The 23784-nt window shown below is 41.9% G+C and carries 23 protein-coding genes; 18 read left to right on the forward strand and 5 right to left on the reverse strand.

The window, feature by feature from the left end; translation table 11 throughout:
* Positions 1 to 315: 315 nt before the first annotated feature.
* The 10 genes from NYE58_RS04005 to NYE58_RS04045 all read left to right on the forward strand — a co-directional run bounded on the left by NYE58_RS04005 (position 316) and on the right by NYE58_RS04045 (position 9139).
* Positions 316 to 489: a transposase gene (locus NYE58_RS04005; protein WP_341001154.1), complete on the forward strand. Its 174-nt coding sequence runs from the start codon at positions 316 to 318 to the stop codon at positions 487 to 489.
* A gap of 125 nt (positions 490 to 614) precedes the next feature.
* Complete coding sequence (locus tag NYE58_RS04010; RefSeq protein ID WP_341001157.1) at positions 615 to 1289, forward strand: IS3 family transposase; 675 nt, start codon at positions 615 to 617, stop codon at positions 1287 to 1289.
* The gene (locus tag NYE58_RS37420; RefSeq protein WP_445671751.1) at positions 1264 to 1476 is read left to right on the forward strand and encodes an IS3 family transposase; all 213 of its coding nucleotides are present in this window, start codon (positions 1264 to 1266) and stop codon (positions 1474 to 1476) included. Before NYE58_RS04010 ends, NYE58_RS37420 begins: the two co-directional genes overlap by 26 nt.
* A gap of 864 nt (positions 1477 to 2340) precedes the next feature.
* Positions 2341 to 2919, forward strand: a complete 579-nt coding sequence (locus NYE58_RS04015; protein ID WP_081383426.1) for a sigma-70 family RNA polymerase sigma factor — start codon at positions 2341 to 2343, stop codon at positions 2917 to 2919.
* On the forward strand, positions 2912 to 3769 hold the full coding sequence (locus NYE58_RS04020; protein ID WP_341001159.1) for a hypothetical protein: 858 nt from the start codon (positions 2912 to 2914) through the stop codon (positions 3767 to 3769). The genes NYE58_RS04015 and NYE58_RS04020 overlap by 8 nt, the downstream gene beginning before the upstream one ends.
* 213 nt (positions 3770 to 3982) lie before the next feature.
* Entirely contained in the window at positions 3983 to 5095 is a 1113-nt protein-coding gene (locus NYE58_RS04025) for a helix-turn-helix domain-containing protein (protein ID WP_341001160.1), read from the forward strand.
* 112 nt (positions 5096 to 5207) lie between these two features.
* A complete protein-coding gene (locus tag NYE58_RS04030; protein ID WP_076219492.1) occupies positions 5208 to 6224 on the forward strand; it encodes an ABC transporter substrate-binding protein in 1017 nt (338 codons plus the stop codon).
* A complete protein-coding gene (locus NYE58_RS04035) occupies positions 6221 to 7042 on the forward strand; it encodes an alpha/beta hydrolase (RefSeq protein WP_341001162.1) in 822 nt (273 codons plus the stop codon). Before NYE58_RS04030 ends, NYE58_RS04035 begins: the two co-directional genes overlap by 4 nt.
* A 70-nt stretch (positions 7043 to 7112) precedes the next feature.
* Positions 7113 to 8153 (forward strand): FecCD family ABC transporter permease, encoded by a 1041-nt coding sequence (locus tag NYE58_RS04040; protein WP_076190092.1) that lies wholly within the window; start codon positions 7113 to 7115, stop codon positions 8151 to 8153.
* Positions 8153 to 9139: a FecCD family ABC transporter permease gene (locus NYE58_RS04045; RefSeq protein ID WP_170914305.1), complete on the forward strand. Its 987-nt coding sequence runs from the start codon at positions 8153 to 8155 to the stop codon at positions 9137 to 9139. The genes NYE58_RS04040 and NYE58_RS04045 overlap by 1 nt, the downstream gene beginning before the upstream one ends.
* Positions 9140 to 9219: 80 nt before the next feature.
* On the opposite strand, the gene NYE58_RS04050 is transcribed toward NYE58_RS04045, so the two are convergent.
* Both NYE58_RS04050 and NYE58_RS04055 read right to left on the reverse strand, forming a co-directional pair.
* Positions 9220 to 9759, reverse strand: a complete 540-nt coding sequence (locus tag NYE58_RS04050; RefSeq protein WP_076128531.1) for a PadR family transcriptional regulator — start codon at positions 9757 to 9759, stop codon at positions 9220 to 9222.
* Positions 9760 to 9805: 46 nt separating this feature from the next.
* A complete protein-coding gene (locus NYE58_RS04055) occupies positions 9806 to 10993 on the reverse strand; it encodes a YhgE/Pip domain-containing protein (RefSeq protein ID WP_076276961.1) in 1188 nt (395 codons plus the stop codon).
* A gap of 168 nt (positions 10994 to 11161) precedes the next feature.
* Between NYE58_RS04055 and NYE58_RS04060 the strand changes: the two genes are divergently transcribed.
* Positions 11162 to 12292, forward strand: coding sequence for an NAD(P)/FAD-dependent oxidoreductase (locus NYE58_RS04060; RefSeq protein WP_341001163.1), 1131 nt, complete (start codon positions 11162 to 11164; stop codon positions 12290 to 12292).
* Positions 12293 to 12508: 216 nt separating this feature from the next.
* Positions 12509 to 13675 (forward strand): DUF4317 domain-containing protein, encoded by a 1167-nt coding sequence (locus NYE58_RS04065; RefSeq protein ID WP_076128541.1) that lies wholly within the window; start codon positions 12509 to 12511, stop codon positions 13673 to 13675.
* A gap of 73 nt (positions 13676 to 13748) precedes the next feature.
* Here NYE58_RS04065 and NYE58_RS04070 read toward each other — a convergent pair whose 3' ends face one another.
* Positions 13749 to 14282, reverse strand: coding sequence for an NAD(P)H-dependent oxidoreductase (locus NYE58_RS04070; RefSeq protein WP_076276963.1), 534 nt, complete (start codon positions 14280 to 14282; stop codon positions 13749 to 13751).
* Between the two features lie 191 nt (positions 14283 to 14473).
* Here NYE58_RS04070 and NYE58_RS04075 point away from each other — a divergent pair, with 191 nt between their 5' ends.
* From NYE58_RS04075 to NYE58_RS04090, 4 genes are all read left to right on the forward strand, one after another.
* Positions 14474 to 14839 (forward strand): winged helix-turn-helix transcriptional regulator, encoded by a 366-nt coding sequence (locus NYE58_RS04075; RefSeq protein WP_076282561.1) that lies wholly within the window; start codon positions 14474 to 14476, stop codon positions 14837 to 14839.
* Positions 14821 to 15390, forward strand: coding sequence for an SF0329 family protein (locus NYE58_RS04080; protein WP_341001164.1), 570 nt, complete (start codon positions 14821 to 14823; stop codon positions 15388 to 15390). The genes NYE58_RS04075 and NYE58_RS04080 overlap by 19 nt, the downstream gene beginning before the upstream one ends.
* A 113-nt stretch (positions 15391 to 15503) precedes the next feature.
* Positions 15504 to 16226: an MBL fold metallo-hydrolase gene (locus tag NYE58_RS04085; protein WP_341001165.1), complete on the forward strand. Its 723-nt coding sequence runs from the start codon at positions 15504 to 15506 to the stop codon at positions 16224 to 16226.
* Positions 16227 to 16479: 253 nt separating this feature from the next.
* A complete protein-coding gene (locus NYE58_RS04090) occupies positions 16480 to 17238 on the forward strand; it encodes a hypothetical protein (protein WP_341001166.1) in 759 nt (252 codons plus the stop codon).
* Positions 17239 to 17260: 22 nt separating this feature from the next.
* Here the strand turns inward: NYE58_RS04090 and NYE58_RS04095 are convergent, their stop codons facing one another.
* Positions 17261 to 18202 (reverse strand): AraC family transcriptional regulator, encoded by a 942-nt coding sequence (locus NYE58_RS04095; RefSeq protein ID WP_341001168.1) that lies wholly within the window; start codon positions 18200 to 18202, stop codon positions 17261 to 17263.
* Positions 18203 to 18626: 424 nt separating this feature from the next.
* Here NYE58_RS04095 and NYE58_RS04100 point away from each other — a divergent pair, with 424 nt between their 5' ends.
* Both NYE58_RS04100 and gnpA read left to right on the forward strand, forming a co-directional pair.
* A complete protein-coding gene (locus NYE58_RS04100) occupies positions 18627 to 19646 on the forward strand; it encodes a glycoside hydrolase family 88/105 protein (RefSeq protein ID WP_341001169.1) in 1020 nt (339 codons plus the stop codon).
* A 12-nt stretch (positions 19647 to 19658) separates the two neighbouring features.
* A complete protein-coding gene (gene gnpA / locus NYE58_RS04105) occupies positions 19659 to 21821 on the forward strand; it encodes a 1,3-beta-galactosyl-N-acetylhexosamine phosphorylase (RefSeq protein ID WP_076276968.1) in 2163 nt (720 codons plus the stop codon).
* Between the two features lie 83 nt (positions 21822 to 21904).
* On the opposite strand, the gene NYE58_RS04110 is transcribed toward gnpA, so the two are convergent.
* Positions 21905 to 23428 (reverse strand): flavocytochrome c, encoded by a 1524-nt coding sequence (locus NYE58_RS04110; protein ID WP_340916459.1) that lies wholly within the window; start codon positions 23426 to 23428, stop codon positions 21905 to 21907.
* Positions 23429 to 23784: the final 356 nt, after the last annotated feature.

Genomic DNA, 23784 nt, shown 5'->3' on the forward strand with positions numbered 1-23784 from the left:
AGAACTTGACATAGTATCCAACCAACTCGCACATGTTCCCGCATGCAGTGCACATTTAATCATTTTACTCGAGTTGAAGTGATATAGGTAGAAATACCTTTTGCATTAAGGGTTGCACTGATATAGGTGCGTGGAAGTCATTGCATGTTGATGTGGATTGATGTGAAAAAGCGAATACGCCAGCAAATAAATATAGTTCAACATAAGAGAACGCAAAAATAAAGATGCTTTGTAATAACTGAAGTGCACCCCTTAGAATAGACATTGGAAAAACCCCTGGGTAAATTCCGCTGTAATTCTAGGGGGTGCATTTTTATGCCAGCAATGAAAGGTCGGAAGTTTAAACATTATCCTGAATCACTAAAGGCGGAGGCAGTTTGGCTTTTTATCGAAGATGGATGGTGCTGTCGCAAGATTACAGAACACTTAGAGATACATGATAAGAATAGGGTTAGAGTCTGGGTGAAGAAGTATCGGGTCAAAGGATAAGCCGCTTTTGAGGGTAGACGTGGTGATCCTCAAAGGATTGGGACTGCGCAAGAACGAGAACTGCATCGTTTGCAATTGGAGGTAGATGTCCTAAAAAAGTGGTTACAAATCTTGAATCAGGAGGGTTGAAAGAGAGGTATACTGTCATCAAAGAGCTTAAGAATAAGCAAACCATAAGGGAGCTCTGCAGATATCTGAGGATCAGCAGAAGTGGTTACTATGCTTATCTGAAGCGCAAGGATAAGGATGCTGACGAGGATTTGAAGTGTAAGATCAAAACCATTTATGAGCAACGTAGCAGAACCGTAGGATACCGCCGTATACAGGATGAGTTGTATCGACAATATCGTCTTATTGTGAATCACAAAAAGGTTTTGCGACTTATGCAGGAGCTTGATATCAAAGCGATTATACGCCGCAAATACGTTCATAGAACAAGCTATGAAGTGGCAGTCTCGGATGGAAGGATCGCTGAAAATCTGTTGAAACGAGACTTTAAAGCCGATAAACCTAATCAAAAGTGGGTAACGGACGTTACACAATATCGTGTATTTGATGAGAAGATTTACTTATCAGCGATTAAAGATCTGTGGAATAACGAGATCGTCGGGTTCCATATCAGCAGAGGTAATGACAATCCACTTGTATTTGAAACATTTAGAAAGGCCTTTGAAACGCATAAAGACGTGACTGGACTGATCGTTCACAGGGATACCAGTACACGTCCCATGCATACCACACATGCTGCCGCCACAGGTTGGAGCCCAAATCAGCATGTCTCGCCGAGGCAATTGTTATGACAACGCCTCAATTGAGAGCTTCTTCTCTCATCTGAAAGTCGAAACACTATATCCTTATGATATACGAAGTATCGGTGAGGCACAAAGAAGAGTTGAGAAATATATACAATTTTATAATGAAGATAGAGCGCAACGAAAACTAAATAAGCTGACTCCTGTTGAGTACAGGAGTCAGCTTATACCCTAGGTCTTTTTGAATGTCTACTAAATGGGGTCTTGACCAAACTACCCAGAGCATCTTTATTTTTGTGTCCGGGACATATTTTTACCCATCCCTTATACTCCAATATAGACGCTTTCCCAGACTGCACTTCAGTTTTCTGCTCCTTTGGATGACTCCCCCATAAGCTTGGAGAGGCATCAGTTGAAGCTAAAGAATGAAATCCAACTTGTTCGGAGATCGAGAGGGCTGTTCTCATAATTTCATGGGATTTTCTTTGGAAATGAGAGGTACTTAGGTGGCACAGATCAGCTAAAATCGATGCTAAGGGTGTCATATAGTTTTAGAGATTGTCTTTCAGGCTATGCTCTATTTCCAGATCTGCCAGAGTAATTCTAAGGAGTTCTATATATAGGGATAACAATAAGCCGTAGACACTTTCCTAATAGTAAGGATTCTGTTGCTTCATTTCCTCTATAACTGATGTCGCAAAGGTATAATGGTATTCCTCCGTTTTCAAAATAGAGCTCCTTCCCTTTACTACAAACAAATTCGGCTCGAAGTTGCTGTAATCACCTTTCAAATGAATGTTGAAAAAGGTCCTCATCCTCCATTTGGTGAACTATAAGTTATATGAGGTAACACCACTATCTTTAAAAAGCCCTTTTTGATCTTCATAAAGCCATTTCCCAAACCGCTATTTAATGTAGCTTCTCACTCCCAACACCACAAATCCCCCAATATTCCACGTTTTTTCCTACCCCCCCCAATTATCAAACATTTTGTTAATGCTCCGCTCGTTTCTCCGTATTAACATATGTAAGTTTCTTCACAACAAATTGCGCAATTTGTTTAGCTTTTCGATGAAGGTGAGGTGGAAGGAGGGTGGAGATGGAGGTTATCCAGGGTAAAGTGGAGCGTTACATGAATACCGAAAGATCACGTGAAGCTATCATGTCCAAAGAGGAATTTACCCGGATGTATGATACGTACTACCAACGTGTTTACAAATATATCTGTTATCGGATTAATAACCACCATGCGGCAGAGGACATATGCAGTCAGGTGTTTGAGACTGTGATGTGTAAGTATTATAGTTTTTCACAAGAAAAATCCAATTTTGAGGTGTGGCTGTTTGCCATTGTAAGAAACGCTGTAACGGATTATTTTCGGGCGCAGAAGAAAAGAAGCTATACCTCACTGGATTCGTTGCTGGAACTTATATTTCCCAAGCCGTCTCCTGAGGAGCTGGCGATCCGTGAGGATAATAATCAGGCACTGTTCAAGGCGCTCTCCAAGCTGCGTGAGAAGGAGCGGAATATCATTGCAATGAAATATGGGGCTGGGCTGAAAAATTCCGAAATTGCACAGATCATGGGAGTTAGTGAGTCCAATATCGGTGTCGTAGTATATAGAAGCTTGAAAAAACTGCATATTTCTTTAAAGGCAGGAGGGTTCAAAAATGAATAAGAAAGATGATCTCACCAAATTCAGCAAAACCATAGAACTGCTTGAGAATGCCGAACAGGGCAGCACTACCGCCAAAGAAAGAATCTATAACCGCTTGATATACAAATTGGACCATGGGGCTCTTAGCCCCCAATCAGAGATAAAGGACGGGATAACGATGAAAAAAAGCAGCTGGAGAAATGCAATAGTGATTGGCAGTGCAGTAATTTGTCTGGGTGGAGCATTCTCTGCAACCTCCTATGCACAGGATATGTTCCAATCGATCATGGCAAAGTTTGAAGTGGGAAATCTAGAAATCACGCAATACGATAAGGAAATCCCTTCGGCTGCACAGTCAATGACTCCATCTGAAGATGCCCAAGGTGGGGAGAATGCGGTCATTGAATTGCCGGTTGCAGCTAAGTTGAGCCTAGATGAAGCACGTGCAGCACTTGGCATGAACTTCCCGGCACCCGACTGGATGGGAGACTATGAGTTTGTGAATTGTGTTCTTCAGGGGACCAGCATGGTTGAAGTACAGTATAATTCTGGAGAGAACGCTGTGAATTTTCTAATCTCCAAGGGCGGGGACAATGGGATCAGCACTACGGAAGAAGTGAAGACAGAAGTAATTAACGGGACTAAGGTTTATTATGCAAATGGAATTGTGATTTGGGAAGAGGATGGCTATACAGTAGAGTTGTATTCCCAAGTAGACTTTGACCAAGCTACACTAGGGAAAATCATTGATAGCTTTAAGATTGGTGCGCCTGTTCAGCCTTTAGAGCAAGGTCAAGTGAAGGAGAACTTGCAAAAGAATGGAGCAGCGGTTGCAGCTCCGGCTCCGGCTCCGGCTGTAGATTCGGAATAAAAGACTTACTCCGGGCAGCAGCAGCCTATAGTTATACACAGAAGACGCGAGGGGATTAGTCCCCTGAGCGTCTTCTTTTTTGAGCACACTTTTATAGAACATTCCCCAACCATTGCCACCCCCCAAAAACAAAAGTATAATTGATAATGATTATCAATTAATGAATGAATAAAGAGTTAAGTGTATTTATATAAGCAGTAAAGAGGTGACAGAATGCAAAAACAATCGCAAAAGACGGATTTAAGCGAGGTTAGAAAATATATAGAAGAGAATTTCACGAAGCACTTGTCTTTAGCACATTTAGCTAATCTTTCTGGACTTAGTTCCAGTTATTTTTCCTCGGCGTTTAAACAGGAATATATACAAAGTCCAATGGAGTATGTTACCCAGCTACGGATTCAAAAGGCTAAACAATTATTGCAGAAACAAGACGTTCGCTTGAAGTTTATAGCAGAAGCGGTTGGATATAGTGATGAGTTTTATTTTAGCCGAGTGTTCAAAAAGGTTGAAGGGATCTCGCCAACGATGTATTCCAGCCAGCAAAAATCTCATATCGGTGTTGTAACTGGGAACATGATGGGGTATTTACATGCGGCAGGAGTCATTCCGTTTGCTGCACCCTTAAGTGCAAAATGGACACCGTACTACTATAATTTGTGGGCGCAAGAAATCGAGCATAAGGTAACCTTGACGCAAAACAAAAATTATTGCAGCCCCAATGAGCTATTGCATTTGCCAATTGATCTTCTTATTTCTCCCAAAGATTTGTCGTCAGAGCTGGTAAAACGGATAGAGGATCATTTTCCAATCTATTGGCTGGATGATAAGCAAGATTGTTTAGTAGCCTTAACTGAACTTGCTGCCCGACTAAATAAACAAGAAGAAGCGAAACAGTGGATCACGCAGTATAGGGCAAGATTGGAAGACGTTCGTCGCGGATTAGGCTGGAACTCTACACCACCTAAAGTTCTAGTTATACGTATCTATCAGCAGCAAATCTTTGCTTATTGTAATACAGGCATTCAGCATCTTTTATTTCAGGATTTGGGAGCGGAATCTAGTTATGAGCAGCCCGGTCTATATAATACTGAGATTACTTTTGATGAATTAGGTAAATTGAAGGTAGATAAGCTGTTTACGATTATTTGCCCCGATGATGAGTCACGAGCAACATGGCATCATTTGCAGAGAGAGGTTGGGTTCAGACAGTTAGAGGCTATTAAGCAGCAACAAATCTATGTTATTCACTCCGATCCTTGGTTTGAATATTCGCCTGTAGCTTTAAAGCGGATGCTAGAGGAAGTTGCAGTAATGATGATACCTTGAAAATGTACATGTCTAATCATAAGATGTTACATGGTCAATGCGTCCTATCTCTTATACACTCAATAATGAGAATGATTATTATTGAGAATATAGGAAAGAGGGAAGGTCTATCATGAAGGGGTTTAATACAAAAACAATAAGTTATGTTGTAATGGTTGGTTTATTATCCATTCTACTGACAGCTTGCGGCGGCAATAATACAGCTGATCAGCAAGCAACAGATACTCCAGTAACAACCAGTGAAGCGAGTGCAACTGCAACGGAGGAACCCGCTGTACAAGAACCGGAAGTAGCGGCTAGAGAAGCGTTTGTAGTAACTGACCAAGTAGGCAATACAGTAAACATTCCGGGGACTGTACAAAAGGTGTATGCCCCTGGTCTAGAGGATTACTTAGTTACCCTTGGTGTAACCCCAGTAGCCCAATGGTCCACGGGTGAAAGACCGCAGCAGTATCTACAAGATACGTTAAGTGGTGTAAAAGAAATCAGCTTCGCTAATGGTGTTCCCTCTCCAGAATCTGTAGTAGATTTGGAGCCGGAATTAATTATATTCCCCACTGCTTTTTATGCACAAAATGGTGTTTATGAAAACTACTCGCAAATTGCTCCAACTTACGTGTTTAAGAATGCACTCGGCAATGTAGTGGAGGCCACAGAAACGATTGCGAAATTGCTAGGTTTAGAGGATAAAGCAACAGAAGCTATTGCTGCTTACAATACAAAGCTAGAAGCAACTAAAGCACAGTTAGCCAGCGTTTCTGCTGGTAAAAAAGCAATTTATATTAATGCGAATGCCCGTGCAATCTTTTTAGTGGGTAACTTCCATTACGGGGGTTATGTGCTGAGTGAGCTAGGCTTTGCTCAAAGTGCTCTTGTAGAAGGTGAAATGTCCGCTGATATTTCGCTGGAAATGTTGTCTGATTTAGACGCGGATTATATCTTTATTAACGATAATGATGGTCTGGGAGATGCTTTCCTGGCAGACATTAAAGCTAGTCCTTTATGGAAGGCGCTGCCTGCAGTTCAAGCAGGTAAAGTGTTCGAGGTGGATGGCGATCACTGGAGATCCAGTGGATTAATTGCTTATCAAAAAACGATGGACGATATTGTAGCGTTCCTGCTGCCATGATTATCAAACCGTACGTAAAACCAAACTATGAAACGATGCTGATCACGAGTAAAGCTAACAATAAGGACTATGAAATTTTTATTGCCAAACCTTTGGATGAGCCTGCAAAAGATGGCTACGGCGCCATTTATGTTCTTGACGGCAATGGGCTTTTTGAAACCGCTGCTGAAATCACCCGATTGCTGACGCGTAAGCCTAAAGGCTATCCACCCGCGATTGTTGTTGGCATTGGTTATCCTGGAGGTGAGGCGTTTGATACCGTGCGTCGAACCTATGATTTAACCATGCCAGCTGAGCTCGCGAATTTACCGAAACGTCCCAACGGGGAGCCTTGGCCTGAATTTGGCGGGGCAGATGAGCTGCTAGCTTTTTTTGAAAAAGAGTTAATGCCAGCCATTGCCCAGCGGTTCGTTATCAATAAGCAGAAGCAAGCATTGTTTGGTCATTCCTTTGGCGGATTATTTGTTCTGCATGCTTTGTTTACACAACCCACGTTGTTCTCACATTATATTGCGAGTAGTGCTTCCATCTGGTGGAATGATTACGCACTTTTAAAGGAGTATGAGAATTTTAAAGCTGATTTACACAGCAATACGCTAAGTCAGTTACCTAAAACGCTTATGATTGCCGGTGGAGAAGAGCTGGATTATATGGTCAAGGATAGCTTGGATTTATGTAACAGCATGATGGCCTTACACCTTCCAAGCTTTGAAGTAAGCTGGGCATTGCTTGAGCAAGAGGAGCATGTGAGTGTAATCTCGGGTGCGATTAGTCGGGCCGTCAAATTTTTGCTCACCACATCCTCTGACTTAAGTTAGATAGAAATCATATTCGTTTGCATCTGAGCTGGCCCTTGGCTGGCTCTTTTTGTAAAGTGAAGGGAAAGGGTTGGAAACATTGGCCGCAAATGTTCAGAAATCATCACTAGCAGGAGAAAAAAAGTTCTCCTTTTTATTATTGCTAATCCTCATGCTCCTCCTATTAATAGGCGTATTAGTGCTTGCTATGGCCCTTGGCGCGAAAAAAATGCCCTTCGCAGATGTATTCATGTCTATTTTTGCTTTTGATGATAAGGCGTCTACCCATCAGGTGATCCAGTCGATTCGTTTACCCCGGGTACTTGCCGCTATGGCAACAGGCGCTGGATTTGCAGTAAGTGGAGCGATTATTCAAGGGATTAGTCGCAATCCTTTAGCGGATTCGGGGATTCTTGGATTAAATGCTGGGGCGGGTGTCACGCTAGTTATTGCTATGGTTTTCCTGCCGACGATTTCATTCACAGGTACACTTTGGCTCTGTATTCTAGGTGCGGGATTGGGAGCGGGTTTAGTCTTTAGTGTGGGTTTATTAAGTAAACGAGGCATGACGCCTATTCGGCTTGTATTGGCGGGTGCTGCCATCTCTGCTATGCTAACTGCCCTAAGTGAAGGAATAAGTATCTTTTTTTCAGTGGCTCAGCAGGTGGCTTTTTGGTATGGAGGAGGTTTAAGTGGCATTAGCATGGCCCATCTACAGCAAATGTTGCCGTGGATGCTTCTTGCGCTATTACTTGCCATCGTAATTTCAAAGTCGATTACTATACTTTCTGTAGGGGATGAGACAGCGGAAGGGTTAGGCGTTAATATAAAACTTATCAAAAATCTCTCGCTTTTAGCCGCATTCATGTTAGCTGGGATCTCATGTGCTTTAGCTGGATCTGTAAGCTTTGTGGGCTTAATTGCTCCGCATTTGGTACGTTACATAGTGGGTGTGGATTATCGTTATATTATTCCATTATCCGCAATTCTGGGAGCGATCCTTGTTGTGCTTGCTGATTTAGTGGCACGTATCGTAAATGCCCCTTATGAAATCCCTGTAGGTGCTGTAATTGCGGTTATTGGTGTTCCGTTCTTTCTATATTTGGCGCGTAAAGAAAGGCGGGAGCTATAGTGAAGCTAAGATGGAAATTTATAATTATAGCAATCATTTTACTGCTAGGCTTTATATATAGTGTATCTACTGGTCAAAGCAGCTTAAGCTTACAAGAGTTATGGCAAACCGTATTGGGAAAGGGAACACCGAGGCAGGAGCTTGTACTTTTTCAGTTCCGTATTCCACGTATGATCTTGGGTTTTCTAGTAGGTGGCGCGTTGGCAATAGCAGGAATGCTGCTGCAAGCTATAAGCCGAAATGCTTTGGCCGACCCGGGCATACTGGGGATAAATGCTGGTGCTGGATTATCCATGATGTTATTTTTACTCTTACAAAATAGCTCAACCGGCTTACATACTTATGTTCAGCCACTGTATGCTTTATTGGGCGGATTTATCGTTGTCGCTCTATTATTTATGCTTTCCTATGATCGCAATCAAGGCATTATTCCCATTCGATTAATTTATACTGGTATTGCTGTTGCGGCTGCGATTAGTGCATTTATGATTGTGTTAACCTTCGTACTAGATCCTTCGCAATATCAGATGATTAAGGTGTGGCTGGCAGGGAACATAGGGAATAGTAATTGGAGTCACGTGTATGCTATGCTGCCTTGGTTACTTCTTATTGTGCCTTTATTAATTCGGAATCATCTTATATTGGATGTACTAAGGCTTAACGATCCTGTAGTCATTAGTTTAGGGGTATCTCTAAATAAGTATCGTGTTTGGTTTTTAGTGTGTAGTGTCTTATTGGCGGCACCAGCGGTTGCTGTCAGTGGGAGCATTGGATTTGTAGGACTAGTAGTTCCACATTTAGTTAGACGACTCTTTCGTGGCCATAAAATAATGATTCCCGCGTGTTTATTAATCGGTGGCGGATTAGTTGTTATTGCAGATGCGCTTGGTAAAATGGTAGTAGCCAATACTGAAATACCAGCAGGAGTAATCGTGGCTTTAATCGGTGCTCCATACTTTTTATATTTATTAATTAAAAGTGAATAACTGAAAAAAGCTATTGTGTGATTGATGCTGGAAATAAAAAAAGAATGCCTTGATTATGCAATAATCCAAGGCATTCTTTTTTATATCGTTTTCGTTTTCAGCTTTTCTAAAAGAACTTTCCACCAGTGTATAGATTGCTCAAGTTGAGAAGCGTAGTAGCTTTCCATGAAATCTACACTTTCACGAGTGGAGCTATCTACATCTATTTGCTGGTAGATTTGATTTAATTGATCTTTTTTTATAAGTGACTGTTCAATTTTCTTCTCGATAATCGGGATCACTTTATCAGTCTCTACAAAACGAAGATTCACAAGAGCGACAATCATATCTGAAATAGATTCTGCATCTTCTATTACCTTATAAATTTTGAGCGGGAGCTGCTTGCGCCCTTTATCGGTAATGGAAAACACCTGTTTGTCTGGACGATGTTCTTCTTTGATAATCTCTACCTGTTCAACTAAGCCCTGTTTCGTAAGAGATTCAAAGTGATAATACAGTTTGCTTTCAGATAGATTGAGCAATTTATCAAAAGGAATAGGGGTGGATAGTTCTTTTTTTAATTTATAAGGATAATTATTTTCATCCATTAACTTACTTAAGATATAAATTTGAATTGACATCACAGAACCCACTCCTAATTGTTGGCTAAACTCTATCTTACCAAACCTAGGCGGTTATTTCAGCTGTATTTTTAACTTCAACGGGCAGTATAGTTTCTTTAGTCACAGGTACAGGTTTATGAACAAACCGGACGATTACAATGTTAATCATCATAGCCCCGGCAAATACGCCTGCTAATCCCCATAAGAAGGGTGCTGGACTAATAGAACCAAACATTTGTGCCAAATAAGCTTGCACAGAATAATACATCGGGGTGATGCGGCCGAACCAATCGTATGGTGTATACATCATATCACGAGGCATGGTAGCACCATTGGCGATGGTTTGCATGAGCAGGATTGGAATATTTAAGACCATACCGCCTTCGCCAACTAGGAAGACCATAATCGCACACACGTTAAATGCAGCCATATACATTAGAATTTGCTGAGCAGCAACTGGTAACAGTAAAGATAGGTCTACATCTGCAACAGAGAAGGCAATGGTTAAAGCAACGACTGTTGATAATACAGCGATTAATAAAGCTGTCAATTGAACGAACATAAACAGTTTTGTCTTGCTTGCTTTCCCGCGGTTCGCTTTAAAAGAAGCAACTAATTGCATGGAGGCAATCATTGCCCCGACATAACCAGCCATAGTTAAGAACATAGGTAACATGTTGTTGTGCATGCCGTCCGGAACATCATTGATGACAACATAATTCCCGACATAACTATTTTCAATTTGTGTAGCCATTGCGGTGGCTTGTTCTTCTGGTACGTTAAAGTTCATTAACACACCTTTTGCGGTTTGCTCTGAGAAGTTCGCGCTTAATTGTTTGTTAATTTCTCCTACAACGGAAGACATGGCTGAAGATACCATGGTGGCAGAAGCTTCGTTGACTGTGAAATCAATACTTGCGGATACCTTACCGCTTTGAACGTTGGCTGAAAATTCTTCTGGAATATGGACAACTAGAGCTAACTTATTATGTTCTAATTCATCCATCGCTTTTTTATTCGATACATCGGTTTTTATCGTTTTGAATGGTAAACTCTCCGAGAACTGACTCGAAATCTGAGCCCCATATTGACCTGCATCATCATTGACAATAGCAATTTTTAAATCATCCATGTTCCCTGGAAGTGCTGTATACCCTGGTAAGAAAATACCAAGCATCGCAATGGCATAGAACACACCCATAAAGATAGAACCGATGGCCCCTTTGGACTTCAAAAACTGTGAAAACTTCAACTGTATTCCTTCTTTCTTCTGAATAACACTTTTATTTTAGTACTTCAATTAAAGTACTTTTAACTGAGTGAAATTTATAGTACGATAATTCATTAGAAATGTCAAATTTAAGATACAATGGGTAAGTAGTGAATGATTAAAAAATGAATAACTGAAGGGACTTCGAACATGAACAAGGTTATTGTAATTGGTGCAGGCATATTAGGGGCTTCTGCAGCTTATCAGCTAAGTAAGTTAGGTGCTGAGGTCATCATTATAGATCGTAAGGATGTTGGACAAGCAACGGATGCAGCAGCAGGGATTATTTGTCCATGGTTGTCTCAACGCAGAAACAAAGCATGGTATCGTCTTGCTAAAGCGGGAGCAAGCTTTTATCCGGCACTTATTCAAGAGTTGGAAGAGGCTGGACAAACCGAGACTGGATACGCAAAAGTTGGAGCGATATGTATCCATGAGGATTTGAAAAAGTTACTCGCGATGAAAGAAAGAGCGGAGCTGCGCAGAGAGGACGCCCCTGAAATAGGGGAACTTACGATGCTGACGGATCTTGAAGCGCAAGAGAAGTTTCCATTATTGTCGGAAGGTTACCATGCGCTGCATGTATCCGGTGCAGCAAGAGTGAACGGACGTGAATTACGTGATGCTTTGCTAAGGGCTGCTCAGCGTAATGGTGCGCAAATGATTGAGGGCGATGCTATTTTAGAACATGATGAACATGAAATTAAAGGGGTTAGTGTAGGAGAACAGACATTCACAGCGGATGAAGTGATTGTGTGCGCAGGGGCTTGGTCTAACGCTTTGCTTCATCCGCTTGGGATCATGCTTCAGGTGCGTTATCAAAAAGCTCAAATTATGCATTTGAAGCTTGCTCAACAAGCGAGTACAGAGCAATGGCCGGTGGTAATGCCGCCTACAGATCAATATATACTCGCATTTGCGGATCAAAATATCGTGGTAGGTGCTACTCACGAAAATGATGTCGTAGGTTATGATACTGCTGTAACCGCAGGAGGAATGCAAGAAATTCTAAATAAAGGTCTGCAAACGGCTTCCGGTCTTGCGGATTGTAGCCTAAATGAGATAAGAGTAGGGTTCCGTCCATTTACAGCAGATTTTCTTCCCGTGTTGGGCAGGGTTCAAGGATGGAATAAACTAATTGTTGCTAATGGACTAGGATCATCCGGATTAACGATGGGGCCCTTTCTTGGTGAACAGCTAGCCAAGCTGGCCATGAATCAACAGGTAGATATTCAGCTTGAAGACTATGCATTAGAGCATGCGATAAGTTTGGAACTGTAGGAACGTAGTGTCCGCCTTTGTCACCGGATTTCAACCATGAAACATGGTAATATTCGAGAAATCTGGTGACAACAGCGGCCGGAAGTCCAAACATTCACGGGAGTCACGAACTTACCTTAATAGAAAAATCTTAAGTTCAACTAGTATAGCGAAGCTTTTTTTTATCCTTTATACTGAAAAGACCAATTAATCTTCCTAGGAGTTGTCTAACGAATCATGATAAAGAAAGAAGTCGCGCATATACGCAAGCAATTTAAGCTGGATCACGATTTAATGAGTATTTACGATATTCTCAACGTGTATATTATGAAGGAAAGCAACGAGATCTATCATTGGGAGCGCCAGCCATTTGGAATGGTGGACAGAGAGAAGCAGGAGCTGTATATGGGCAATTTCAAAAAACTCCTGACCGGTGAACTAGATCAGAAATTGTTCGAGTTGAAGTTTCAAGCGGAAGCGGAGGAGCCAGCGCAGGTGATGCTTCATCAAGCTTTGGTGACAGGGGATCCGGATGAATGGCAGGACCTGATGCTACTGTTGGTGGACAGAATGATGGCGGATACTCATTATGAACGGGATACGGTGATCACTTTCGTTCGCGGACAGTATTTCCGCCCGACTAAAGATAGAAACGATGAAGCCGAGGAAAGTGAGAAAAACGAACTATTCGCGCATCCTTTTATCCTATGCAGCGTGAATTCCACGGAGAAACAACGGAAAGCTCTCTTGTTTGATTACGTGGAGCGGGAGTTCAAGTACAATGTCATTGTAGATCCGATAGTCAAATTAAGTACGCCGGAGCAAGGTTTCTTTTACCCAAGCGTGACGGACAATTATTCCGATGTGAACCGCATTCTGTATTGTACGGGGAAATCGAACTTTCCAGATCCGCATTTTGTCGGAGAGGTCTTGAATGCCGAAAGATCCAATACGGCTCTGGAAGAGAGAGCTATATTCGAAGACATCGTGAAGGAAGTGGCGGGCGAACAGCTTGATGCAACCACTCTCGCACAGGTGTACGAGGAGATCCATCAGGTCATCGAAACCAACGACGATAAGGAAGAACCTCCAAAGCTCGATTATAGAGATCTGGAACGTGTACTGACGGTAAGTGGCGTAGAGAACGTGACAATGGAAAAAGTGGAACGGGCGTTTGAAACGATCGTTGACGATAAGCATTATGAGATGAAGGCGAGCAGCGTGATGCCGAAATTCACTACCAAATCGATTAAGATCGATACAAAGGTAGCTACGATTTCGGTCAGCCCGCAGGATTTAAAATATGTGAAGCAAGTGAATTATCATGGGAGACGCTGCATTTTGATTGAGGTTGACGAAGATGCCGTGATCGAAGGCTTCACCCTTACTACAGAGAATCTTTAGACTGCTTCAACAATGCTATGGGCTATCCTTAAAGTCTTTGAACAAGACTAAGGATAGCCCAATTTGTTTTGTATCAAATACGGTGATTAAAGATATATTCGATATATTCTTTTGCGCTAGTATTAATTTCTTCATCGCTGGCTTGAAATGAAGCTCCAAAAACAGCAAAGTACGGTAGGGCTTCTGCGCCTACATGTTTGGCACTGGCTTTAAAGGGTGCGATCACTTCGTCTACGGTAAAAGAAACAGAGCCCGCTGGCTGATAATTTTCTTTTTTATCACCGATGGACAGGGCCAGCCCTAACTTTTTCCCGTTAAGCTTGTTCCCGTTTGATCCATAAGCCCATCCGTAAGCCAACACATCGTCAAACCATTTTTTTAATAGCGGCGGATAACTGTACCAATACAACGGGAATTGAAAGATCACATGGTCATATGTTTCCATTAGATTCTGCTCTCTAGGAACATTAATATTCCAGTCAGGGTACTCCTTATAAATCTCATGAAGGGTAATATCGTTGGGATATAACAGCAGTTCTTCTTTCCAGCGCTGGTTGACCCTCGAATTCTCAAGGTTTGGATGCGCCAAAATCACTAGTGTTTTCATGATGAATCTCCATTCTCAGGCCTATATTATTTATGAATATTATTATTATCTTGCAGGTTGTAAAAAAAGAAAATACACACAATAAAGTAAGATGGTTACTTCGAGGTGTGTACTGGACTCCGAAAAAAATATATGCAACAATGAAGTTTTGAGTAAGCTTAATTTGATCAGCATGAACGAGGTGTTATTCTATGAAACAATATCATTTAGGGATAGAGGCAACACTAGAAATCATCGGCGGAAAGTGGAAAGCTTTGATCATTTGCTTTTTGATGTCCGGTGCCAAAAGAACAAGTGAATTACAGCGTAATATTCAAGGCATCTCACAAAAGGTTCTGATCCAGCAGCTTCGTGAACTTGAGAGGGATGGGCTTGTCAAAAGATTCGTGTACCAGCAGATGCCGCCAAAAGTTGAATACAGCCTCACGGAATATGGCGTTACAGCCAATAAGATCGTGGATGTTATGTGTGCTTGGGGGAAAGAAAATATAAAAATAAGACAAAGACGAGGAGAAGAGATCGTCTTGTTGGAGGATACATGTCCTGGAGCAAATTAAAGCAACAACTGGAGAGTTTTCTCTGTCCTGCGTTATCTGGCAAGGTTGAATATCGCGCAAGCAGCTACCGTTATTTACCTGATAAATCAGGGAGCTGTTATATTTCGGTAGATAAAAAGAACGTACTCAATATGAATGATAGAACTAACTCAATCAGATGGTATCTGACAGAGCAGGAGATTAAGAATGATTCAGAACTCCAAATTCCAATCCACCCTGAAGACATTGAAGCGGTTAGAAAAGATAGTAAAGGGAACATCCCTGAGGATCGTCTAATAGTCATTGCAAGAAGCAGAAAGATATCAAAAGTTGCAAAGGAGCTTTTGTCAGCACAGATGTCATTAAGTAAATCGAATTTTATCGTTATAGCTAATAAGTTTTTATCTACTTCTATAGAGGAAAGCATAGAGAGCGATGATATCTTATTGAATATTCTGGCTTTAGTGGACAGACGGGTTGGGAAAAAGCGGATTTTAAACATGAGCGAGAAGATGCAGTTAAAGCATCCGATTGTGCAATATTTTTATGAACTACGTCGTAGTACATTGTGAATAAAACTAAACTCTCCCTTGCCCAATGGGACCTGCTTCATCCATTATAAATAGGTAATCATCTCCTCCATAGAGCGTATTTTTACCTGTATCCATAAAGGAGAGAAAATAGGATGGAACTCAAAAAAATAAATGACTCTATTTATTATTTAGAAAACGTCAGAGAAACAGACAGACCTGTTTTGGGATATGTTGTAGGTGACAGCTTTTCAATTATGATTGATTGTGGTAATTCAAAATCGCATTTAGATACCTTTATAAAGTGTTTAGATGATAACAATCTGCCACGTCCCAAATATGCTTTGATCACGCACTGGCATTGGGATCATACCTTTGGTATGCATGCTTTTGACGGGGAAACTATAGTCTCTTCAGCAACGAATGAGGCACTAAAGCGCCTGAAAGAATGGGAATGGGATGAAGAAGCTGTTGTAAAACGCTTAGAGACCAAAGAAGAAATAGAATTCGCCTATAACTGTATGAAAAAAGAATATGATACGTTTGATAAGATTAAGGTTAGCACAGGAAATATTATGTTCGAGAATGCTTTAACGCTGGATTTAGGGGGCACCACTTGCCAGATTATAAAGGTAGGAGGGCCACATGAAGACGATTCTTGTGTTGTATATATAAAAGAAGCGGGAGTATTATTCGCAGGCGATGCACATAGCGGGGATTATTATCATGGAGAAGGTAAAATTGATCCGATAAAAATGAAAGAATATATTGAGCTTTTATCGACTCTTTCATTTACTACGTATATCCCGGGGCACGACGCCCCTATGAGCAAGGAACAAATCATTCCCTTGTTAAATAGATTTTGTGAGGTAAAGTAAAGGCTAGCCTTACCACATAACAGCTTATTTTATTAGGCGACTTGTTAGGTATGAATTCGGTAGTGTACCGGACGCATGCCTTTTTGTTGTGCTTGATGGGGCAGTTCAGAGGGGGGGGCTTATTTGCGTTTATTGGGAAGCAGCGTTACGATTAACCATAAGCAGCCTTGCTTCAGACCCCTTCCGAGCTATTAGAAATCTTAGACGAATTATACATCGATGGCTGGGGACTTGTACAGAAAGGGAAACAGAAATGGATAAGAAAATAAGCGTAGAGAATCTAAAACTGACACCACAAAATGATACTTATTATATTGCTTGGAGTATCGGAGTCGATAAGAAGTATAAAAAGCATATGAAAAAAGAAATAAAGAGCCAACTCACAGACGTTCTAGGATCCATGACTCAAAATAATGCTGTGGAGGATATTTCAGTTTACAGTCATAACAAAACAGCCGAAAAACATGGAGAATTCATTATATGGGATTATCTTATCCTAATGCAGATCAAGGAAAAAGAAGATGCCGAATTCATTTTACCTAACTTGAAAAATGTGAATATACCTTTCGTGCTCGAAACAATCCGTATGGAGTTACTTGTAACCACACCAAACAGTACGTACCCTATACCAGGGGAAGGCGCGCGAAAACGGCATGTAAAGCCATTTTATGCAATTGAATATGTCGATGTTCAGCCTAATCATTTAGATGAATTCCGAGACATAATGATTAACAATAATGGACCGGCAATGAAGTACATAATGGAGGAAGCGAGATGGTGTCATAATTTTTATGCATTAGAAACGCTGACTGTCTTCTATCATCATTCAAGTTATCCTACTTGGAACCAGATTCATGTCATAGGTTTGTATTTGGAATCAATTTTTCTATATAAAAAAGATTTCTCAAAAGGGCTGGCACTGACCCACAGCATTTCATTTGAAGAAAACTTTGCGCAGTTAAAGAAGATAAGAACCATGTTATATAAAACAATCGGGAGAAAGATGATCTAGAATAGACCATTGGATCAATGGATCATACCCACCCCGTAAACTCCAAAATAGACGCTTTAGCGGATTGTGCTTCGGATTGTGCGCCTTTACGCCATTGTTTAGGTGACTCGCCCATAAGCTTGGAGAAACATCGGTTGAAGCTGGATATGGACTGAAAACCGACTTGCTCAGAGATGGAGAGAATGGAATCATCCGTACTTTTTAACTGCTTGCAGGCCTCTTCAATACGGGTACTGTTTAGGAAGTCGAGAGGTGCGGACCCCATAATCTCATGGAATTTCCTGCGGAAATGAGTGGTACTTAGGTGGCACAGATCAGCTAAAAAATCGATGGTAATCGGCATCATATAGTTTTTAGTGATGTATTCCAGAACAGGTGAAATGACAAAATCGCCCTTCAGGCTATGCTCTGTGTCTTGATCAACCAAGGGTTCATTCCGGGAATGAATTCTAAGGAGCTCTATATAAAGCGATAACAATAAGCCGTAGGCACTTTCTTGATAGTAAGGATTTTTTTGTTTCAATTCCTCCACGACCGATGTCGCAAGGGTATAAACCTTGGGGTGTTCCTCTTTGTTCAAAATACAGTTTGTTCCCTTTATTGCCCACAGATTCGGCTCAAAGTTGCTGTAAGCGCTCTTGAAGGATTGCTGAAAAAGATCCTCAGGCGAAAAAAAGATATAAGACCACAGACTGGCTTCATTCGGCGAACTATAAGTTGTATGAGGGAGATACCTAGGGATGAAGGTCACATCTCCGGCTTTAAAAGGCACAGATTCTCCTTTGATCTCCATGATGCCGCTATCCGAATGGCAAATGCCAATCTCCAAATGATTATGGAAATGCAGATGTTCACTTTTAATATCAGAAATCTTCCAACGTTCACCGCTTAACAGCAAGATAGGAAAGTTTATCGGTAAGCTGTAGTGGCGGTATTCAATGATGGGTTTCTTTTTTCTGGGCATATTCTCAATACTCCCATTCTTATTACGTAGGTTGAGTAGATTATAGGTTAACGTTATATCAAATTCAACTATATAAAGAGAACTTGATATTATACAATTTGAGGAAAAGTGGCGGAGGAGAATCTTGGAACTGTAGGAGCGTTAGCGTCCGCCTTTGTCAGCAGATTTCCACCGCGAAGAGCGGTATAAAATCAAGAAATTCTTACGACAACAGCGGCCGGAAGTCCAAACATTCTCTGTAGTCACGGCCAATCCCGAAATATAAGAACTACTAGTTAATGGTTGAAATTGCACAGTTTAGTTATGAATATGCTTAGAATCAGACCATTTTACTACTTACAATAGAGTTAGTAAAGCGTTTACAATATGGACGGACAGCTCTCAAGCGCCTTTGGGGGCGTGTGCGAAAGAGAGGAGAAACAAGATGCTTCAATTAACTTATGACAGAGAAGAGATTTTAAGGGTCATTGACAAAGTGGTCAGAAAAACAATGGCGATGGATTTAACATGGGACTGGCCTTGTGGTGTGGCTTATTATGGGGTAACCAGAGCTTATGAAACTACAGGAAATAAAGAGTATTTGGATAGGCTTGTCCAGTGGGCAGATGAATATATCGAGCTGGGTCTGCCGGATTGGACGGTAAATACCTGTGCCATGGGCCATATGCTGATCACTTTGTATGAGGAAACAGGCAATCAGAAATATTGGGATATTGTGATGAGCAAAGTAGATTATCTGCAGAACAATGCGCTTAGATTCGGAGATCATGTGTTGCAGCATACCGTCTCTATTTCTAATGATTTTCCAGAACAGGCATGGGCGGATACCCTGTTTATGGCGGCATTTTTCCTGCTCCGTGTAGGAAGCAAATTAAAGGATCAGGAAATGATCCAAGATGCCTTGAATCAATATTATTGGCATATCAAATACCTGCAAGATCCTAGCAGCGGGTTTTGGTACCATGGCTACAATAATGTGAAGCAGGATCACATGTCTGGACTATTCTGGGGCAGAGCGAATGCTTGGGGCGCATACACCATGTCGCAAGTTAAAAAGCTTTTGAAAGAATGGTATCTGTATCCGCAGTGTATGGACGTGGAGTGTTCGCTGCGCGATCAGCTGGCCGCACTCAAGCTGGTGCAAACGGAGAACGGCCTGTGGCGGACAGTACTCGATGACGAGGAGTCTTATGAAGAAGTATCCGCGTCTTGCGGTATTGCGGCTGCTATGATCAATAACGGCAATCCGCTGCATACCAAATATGTGCAAAAAGCCCTGAAAGGTATTTTGAACAATATCAGCGAAGATGGACGGGTACTGGGTGTCTCTGGCGGAACAGCGGTTATGAAGGATCGGGAAGGATACCGCAATATTCCAAAAGACTGGATTCAAGGCTGGGGGCAAGGCTTAGCATTAGCTTTTCTATCCGATATGCTTAAATAGGAGGGATCCAAGTTGTCCAAACAAACAACGGGGGCCTTTACACTGCCGGGAGAATCCGGTTATGAGGCATTGACCCTGGAATTAGCTGAACGTTGGGGTGCCGATGTCATCCGTGACAGTGACGGCACACAGTTGTCCGATGAGATTATCAACGCAGGATACGGCATTTATTCTACAATCTGCATCATCAGAGATCATAACGAATGGGCGTCCCAGAATTCAGACAAGCTGCAGCAGAGCTTTTTAATAACAAATCCGAAGGTAGCGGTACAAGATTATTTATCCATCTATCTGATGGAGGATTTTTTTGCTGAACAATTCCGAGTGAATGATTCCAAAGAGGCGTTTAAGTACTGGCAGGTTTTTGACCGAACGACGGGCGAAGAGGTTCCAAGAGAACTGTGGAATTATGAGCGGGAATCGGGAAATGTAGTCATTACTGGAATAACGCCTTGGCATAAATACACAGTCAGCTTCATGGTCTACCGGATTTGGGAAGAGATCTCCATGTACAATCACACCACGAATCACTGGGAAAAAGAGCATCTGATGCAGATTGATCCCATCTATGTAGAAACGCAAAAATATTTACTCCATTGGATTGAAGATTGGTGTCGTAAGCATAAGGAAACAACAGTGGTTCGGTTCACCTCCCTCTTTTATAATTTCGCCTGGATCTGGGGCAGTGATGAGCGCAATCGCCATTTGTTCTCGGACTGGGGTTCATATGATTTTACGGTAAGCTCAAGGGCGCTTGATCTGTTTGCCAAGAAATATGGGTATTCGCTCACGGCCGAGGATTTTGTGAATGGTGGGAAATATCGGGTCAGTCATATCCCGGCGCAGCAGCGGAAGCTGGACTATATGGCATTTATCAATGATTTTGTCATCGAATTTGGTAAGCAATTAATTGATATTGTGCATAAGCACGATAAGCTGGCGTATGTCTTCTATGATGATAGTTGGGTTGGCATGGAGCCTTACAATGACCGTTTTGAGGAGTTTGGTTTTGACGGGATGATTAAATGTGTGTTCTCAGGGTATGAGGCAAGGCTTTGTTCTGGTGTAAAAGTAGATACCCATGAGATTCGGCTGCATCCCTATTTATTTCCGGTTGGATTGGGAGGGCTTCCTACGTTTATGGAGGGAGGTAACCCTACGCTCGATGCCAAAAAGTATTGGATTAATATCCGGCGCGCCTTGCTCAGAGAGCCTATAGATCGGATTGGACTGGGCGGATATTTGCATCTTGTAGAGCCTTATCCGGATTTTTGTGATTATATCGAAAAGATCGCGGATGAATTCAGAGAAATTAAAGAGCTGCATCATAAAGGCAAACCGTATCACATTAAGACGAAGGTAGCCATTTTGCACGCTTGGGGCAAATTGAGATCGTGGACCTTGTCCGGGCATTTCCATGAAACGTATATGCATGATCTGATTCATATCAACGAGGCTTTGTCCGGGTTGCCGGTTGAGGTGCAGTTCATTGATTTTGAAGATATCCGTAAGGGAGTATTACAAGAGTGTGATGTAGTGATCAATGCCGGCTCGGCAGGTTCAGCATGGAGTGGTGGAGAATATTGGAGTGACCATAAGTGCGTGGACTTACTGACAGAATGGGTTTATGAGGGCGGTACTTTTATAGGTATCAATCAGCCTTCGGCGCTTGATGGTTATGACAGCTTTTTCAGAATGGCACATGTGCTTGGTCTGGATGAGGATACAGGCTCCAAGGTAGCTCATGGAAGATGGACATTTGAGGCTAGAGATGAGCAAGGTTTAGTGCCTGAAGGAGCCAGCATAACACCTAAAAATAACATTTATCTTACGGATGGCTCAGCAGCGGTATTGTGTGAAAAGAGTGGGATGATAACATTGTCCACCCATGCCTTTGGTAAAGGAACGGGGATCTACCTGCCTTCTTTCACCTTAAGCTTTGAAAATACAAGATTGCTGTTAAATGTGATCCGTTTTGCCGGCAATGAGTTAAAGGAAACAAAGTATATTACGGATAATTTATATACAGAGTGTGCTTATTATCCAGAAAGTAAAATACTCGTCGTGATTAACAATAGCGACCAGCTTCAAAAAACTACGATCGATACGGAATATGGACAACAAACCCTGGAATTAGATCCGTTTGATACTATTATCCGAACTATTGGCGATTAATCCCATTAAAAAAGCTCAAGCCAGCGGCTAACTTGCCGATGCTTGAGCTTTTTGCTGTGAGGCCTATAGTATCTGTTATCTACTTATTTTGCTTTTATGAATTCAGCAGATTTGATCCCAGCTTGACGACCAAAAATAATGATTTCTGCAACAGAGTTGCCGCCAATCCGGTTTTGTCCGTGTAAGCCGCCTGTAACTTCGCCTGCCGCAAACAGACCAGGGATAGCTTCACCATCTTTATTTAGAACCTCTGTGTTCGTATTGATCTTCACGCCACCCATGGTGTAGTGAATCCCAGGAGCAATTTTAATAGCGTAGAAAGGACCAGTGGACAGGTCATTGTCCATTCCTGTAGTTCTGCCAAATTCGGCATCCTTTTTATTCTTAACGGCGCTGTTCCAAGTATCAAGCGTTGTTGCCAGCTTATCCTCTGGAACACCGATTTCTTTGGCCAAAGCTTCGATGGAATCCGCCTGAATCACGAAGCCCATTTTGTCATATTGTTCAATAGCCTTCACACGGGATTTAACACCGGAATCAAAGACCAGCGTAGCTGCTTTATTAGGCAGTGTATTGATGGAAGCTGTTACTTTATCACGGGTATCCAATTCATTGGTGAACCGTGTACCTTCACTGGAAACAAGGATAGCGCCTTCCCCACGAACAGCTTCGCCGATGAGGTAGGATTTTTCTTGCTGCACAGTCGGGTGAACTTGGATTTGATCCATATCGACGGTTGTGCCGCCGAGTTTCTCAATCATCTTGATGCCGTCCCCGGTACTGCCGATTTGGTTAGTAGTAACGTAGCCTTCCAAGTCAGGTCTTACTTCGGAGATCAAATCCATATTGGCACCGAATCCGCCAGTGGTTACAACGACAGCATCTGCCGTAATTGTTTTTTCCTCTGTTTGGTTAAAGAGGACTTTGACGCCATTTACTTTGCCATCTTTTTCAGTGATTTCTTTGACATCAGCATTCACGAAAAGAGGGATTTCTTTCTCTTGTACGTTTTTCACTAAACCTTTGACAAGGTATTGTCCCACAGCAGAGCCATCTTCAGGACGGTGTGTACGTTTTTCGTTCATGCCGCCTGTAATGGTGATATTGTTCAAGCGGATTCCGATGGAATCCAGCCAATCGATCGCACTCGCGGAATTATCAACGAAGAAACGAAGCATTTCTTTGTCGTTAGTGTCATGGCCACCTTTTAATGACTCTTCATAAAATAAATCATTGCTGTCTTCAATGTTTTGTTCTTTTTGGAATTTCGTTTCAGAAGCGTTCATCCCCGAAGAGGATTTGGTTGTGTTCCCGCCGGCAACCGGCATTTTTTCCAAAATAACAGGGTTCATGCCTTTCTCTTTGGCCTCAAGCGCCGCGGACATTCCCGCACCACCCGCACCGACAATGATGATATCATATTTATCTTTTAATTGATCGAATGGTGTGTAGCTTGCTTCAGATGCCCCGGAGACGGCTTCAACTTCTTTTTTCTCGTTGTTATTACTCTTGCTCTCGTTCACCTTGTCGTTTCCATTACCGCAACCTGCGATAACGAGCATGACAGAGAGGACGAGACTCAGAGCACCAGCTGCTTTCTTTTTCATTGTTAACCCTCCACTTTTATATTTCTCTATTAAGATGTACCAAAAGAACCCGACAAAAAAGAAAGGAAGTATCAGAGGGAGTTGGAAGTGGAGAAGCGCGCGCGTCGCTGTTGTTCTCCAAACTTCAAATCTTCTACGGTTACGTCCACAGTTTCCATCGTTATTCTCTTTAGTTCATCTTCTTATTAAGTATACCATCAATCATGACTATTAGTGAAAGTTTTCACAAATTATACAAGTCGTCTATTCTAACATAGGGTAACGAAATATTGAGCGGATTAGGCGGAAAATGGACCATAAACCATATAACTAGAAGATTTGGCGTGAGATTTTCTCACTGTAGAAGTGGTAACTGT

This window comes from Paenibacillus sp. FSL L8-0708 (genome assembly GCF_038009325.1).
GTDB classification, from domain to species: Bacteria; Bacillota; Bacilli; order Paenibacillales; family Paenibacillaceae; genus Paenibacillus_AQ; species Paenibacillus_AQ odorifer.

Excerpts from the sequence above, each read along its gene's own strand:
- NYE58_RS04005 (WP_341001154.1), top strand. The coding sequence starts at position 316 with ATGCCAGCAATGAAAGGTCGGAAGTTTAAACATTATCCTGAATCACTA.
- NYE58_RS37420 (WP_445671751.1), top strand. The coding sequence starts at position 1,264 with ATGTCTCGCCGAGGCAATTGTTATGACAACGCCTCAATTGAGAGCTTC.
- NYE58_RS04015 (WP_081383426.1), top strand. The coding sequence starts at position 2,341 with ATGGAGGTTATCCAGGGTAAAGTGGAGCGTTACATGAATACCGAAAGA.
- NYE58_RS04020 (WP_341001159.1), top strand. The coding sequence starts at position 2,912 with ATGAATAAGAAAGATGATCTCACCAAATTCAGCAAAACCATAGAACTG.
- NYE58_RS04025 (WP_341001160.1), top strand. The coding sequence starts at position 3,983 with ATGCAAAAACAATCGCAAAAGACGGATTTAAGCGAGGTTAGAAAATAT.
- NYE58_RS04030 (WP_076219492.1), top strand. The coding sequence starts at position 5,208 with ATGAAGGGGTTTAATACAAAAACAATAAGTTATGTTGTAATGGTTGGT.
- NYE58_RS04035 (WP_341001162.1), top strand. The coding sequence starts at position 6,221 with ATGATTATCAAACCGTACGTAAAACCAAACTATGAAACGATGCTGATC.
- NYE58_RS04050 (WP_076128531.1), bottom strand. The coding sequence starts at position 9,759 with ATGTCAATTCAAATTTATATCTTAAGTAAGTTAATGGATGAAAATAAT.
- NYE58_RS04060 (WP_341001163.1), top strand. The coding sequence starts at position 11,162 with ATGAACAAGGTTATTGTAATTGGTGCAGGCATATTAGGGGCTTCTGCA.
- NYE58_RS04065 (WP_076128541.1), top strand. The coding sequence starts at position 12,509 with ATGATAAAGAAAGAAGTCGCGCATATACGCAAGCAATTTAAGCTGGAT.
- NYE58_RS04070 (WP_076276963.1), bottom strand. The coding sequence starts at position 14,282 with ATGAAAACACTAGTGATTTTGGCGCATCCAAACCTTGAGAATTCGAGG.
- NYE58_RS04075 (WP_076282561.1), top strand. The coding sequence starts at position 14,474 with ATGAAACAATATCATTTAGGGATAGAGGCAACACTAGAAATCATCGGC.
- NYE58_RS04080 (WP_341001164.1), top strand. The coding sequence starts at position 14,821 with ATGTCCTGGAGCAAATTAAAGCAACAACTGGAGAGTTTTCTCTGTCCT.
- NYE58_RS04085 (WP_341001165.1), top strand. The coding sequence starts at position 15,504 with ATGGAACTCAAAAAAATAAATGACTCTATTTATTATTTAGAAAACGTC.
- NYE58_RS04090 (WP_341001166.1), top strand. The coding sequence starts at position 16,480 with ATGGATAAGAAAATAAGCGTAGAGAATCTAAAACTGACACCACAAAAT.
- NYE58_RS04095 (WP_341001168.1), bottom strand. The coding sequence starts at position 18,202 with ATGCCCAGAAAAAAGAAACCCATCATTGAATACCGCCACTACAGCTTA.
- NYE58_RS04100 (WP_341001169.1), top strand. The coding sequence starts at position 18,627 with ATGCTTCAATTAACTTATGACAGAGAAGAGATTTTAAGGGTCATTGAC.
- NYE58_RS04110 (WP_340916459.1), bottom strand. The coding sequence starts at position 23,428 with ATGAAAAAGAAAGCAGCTGGTGCTCTGAGTCTCGTCCTCTCTGTCATG.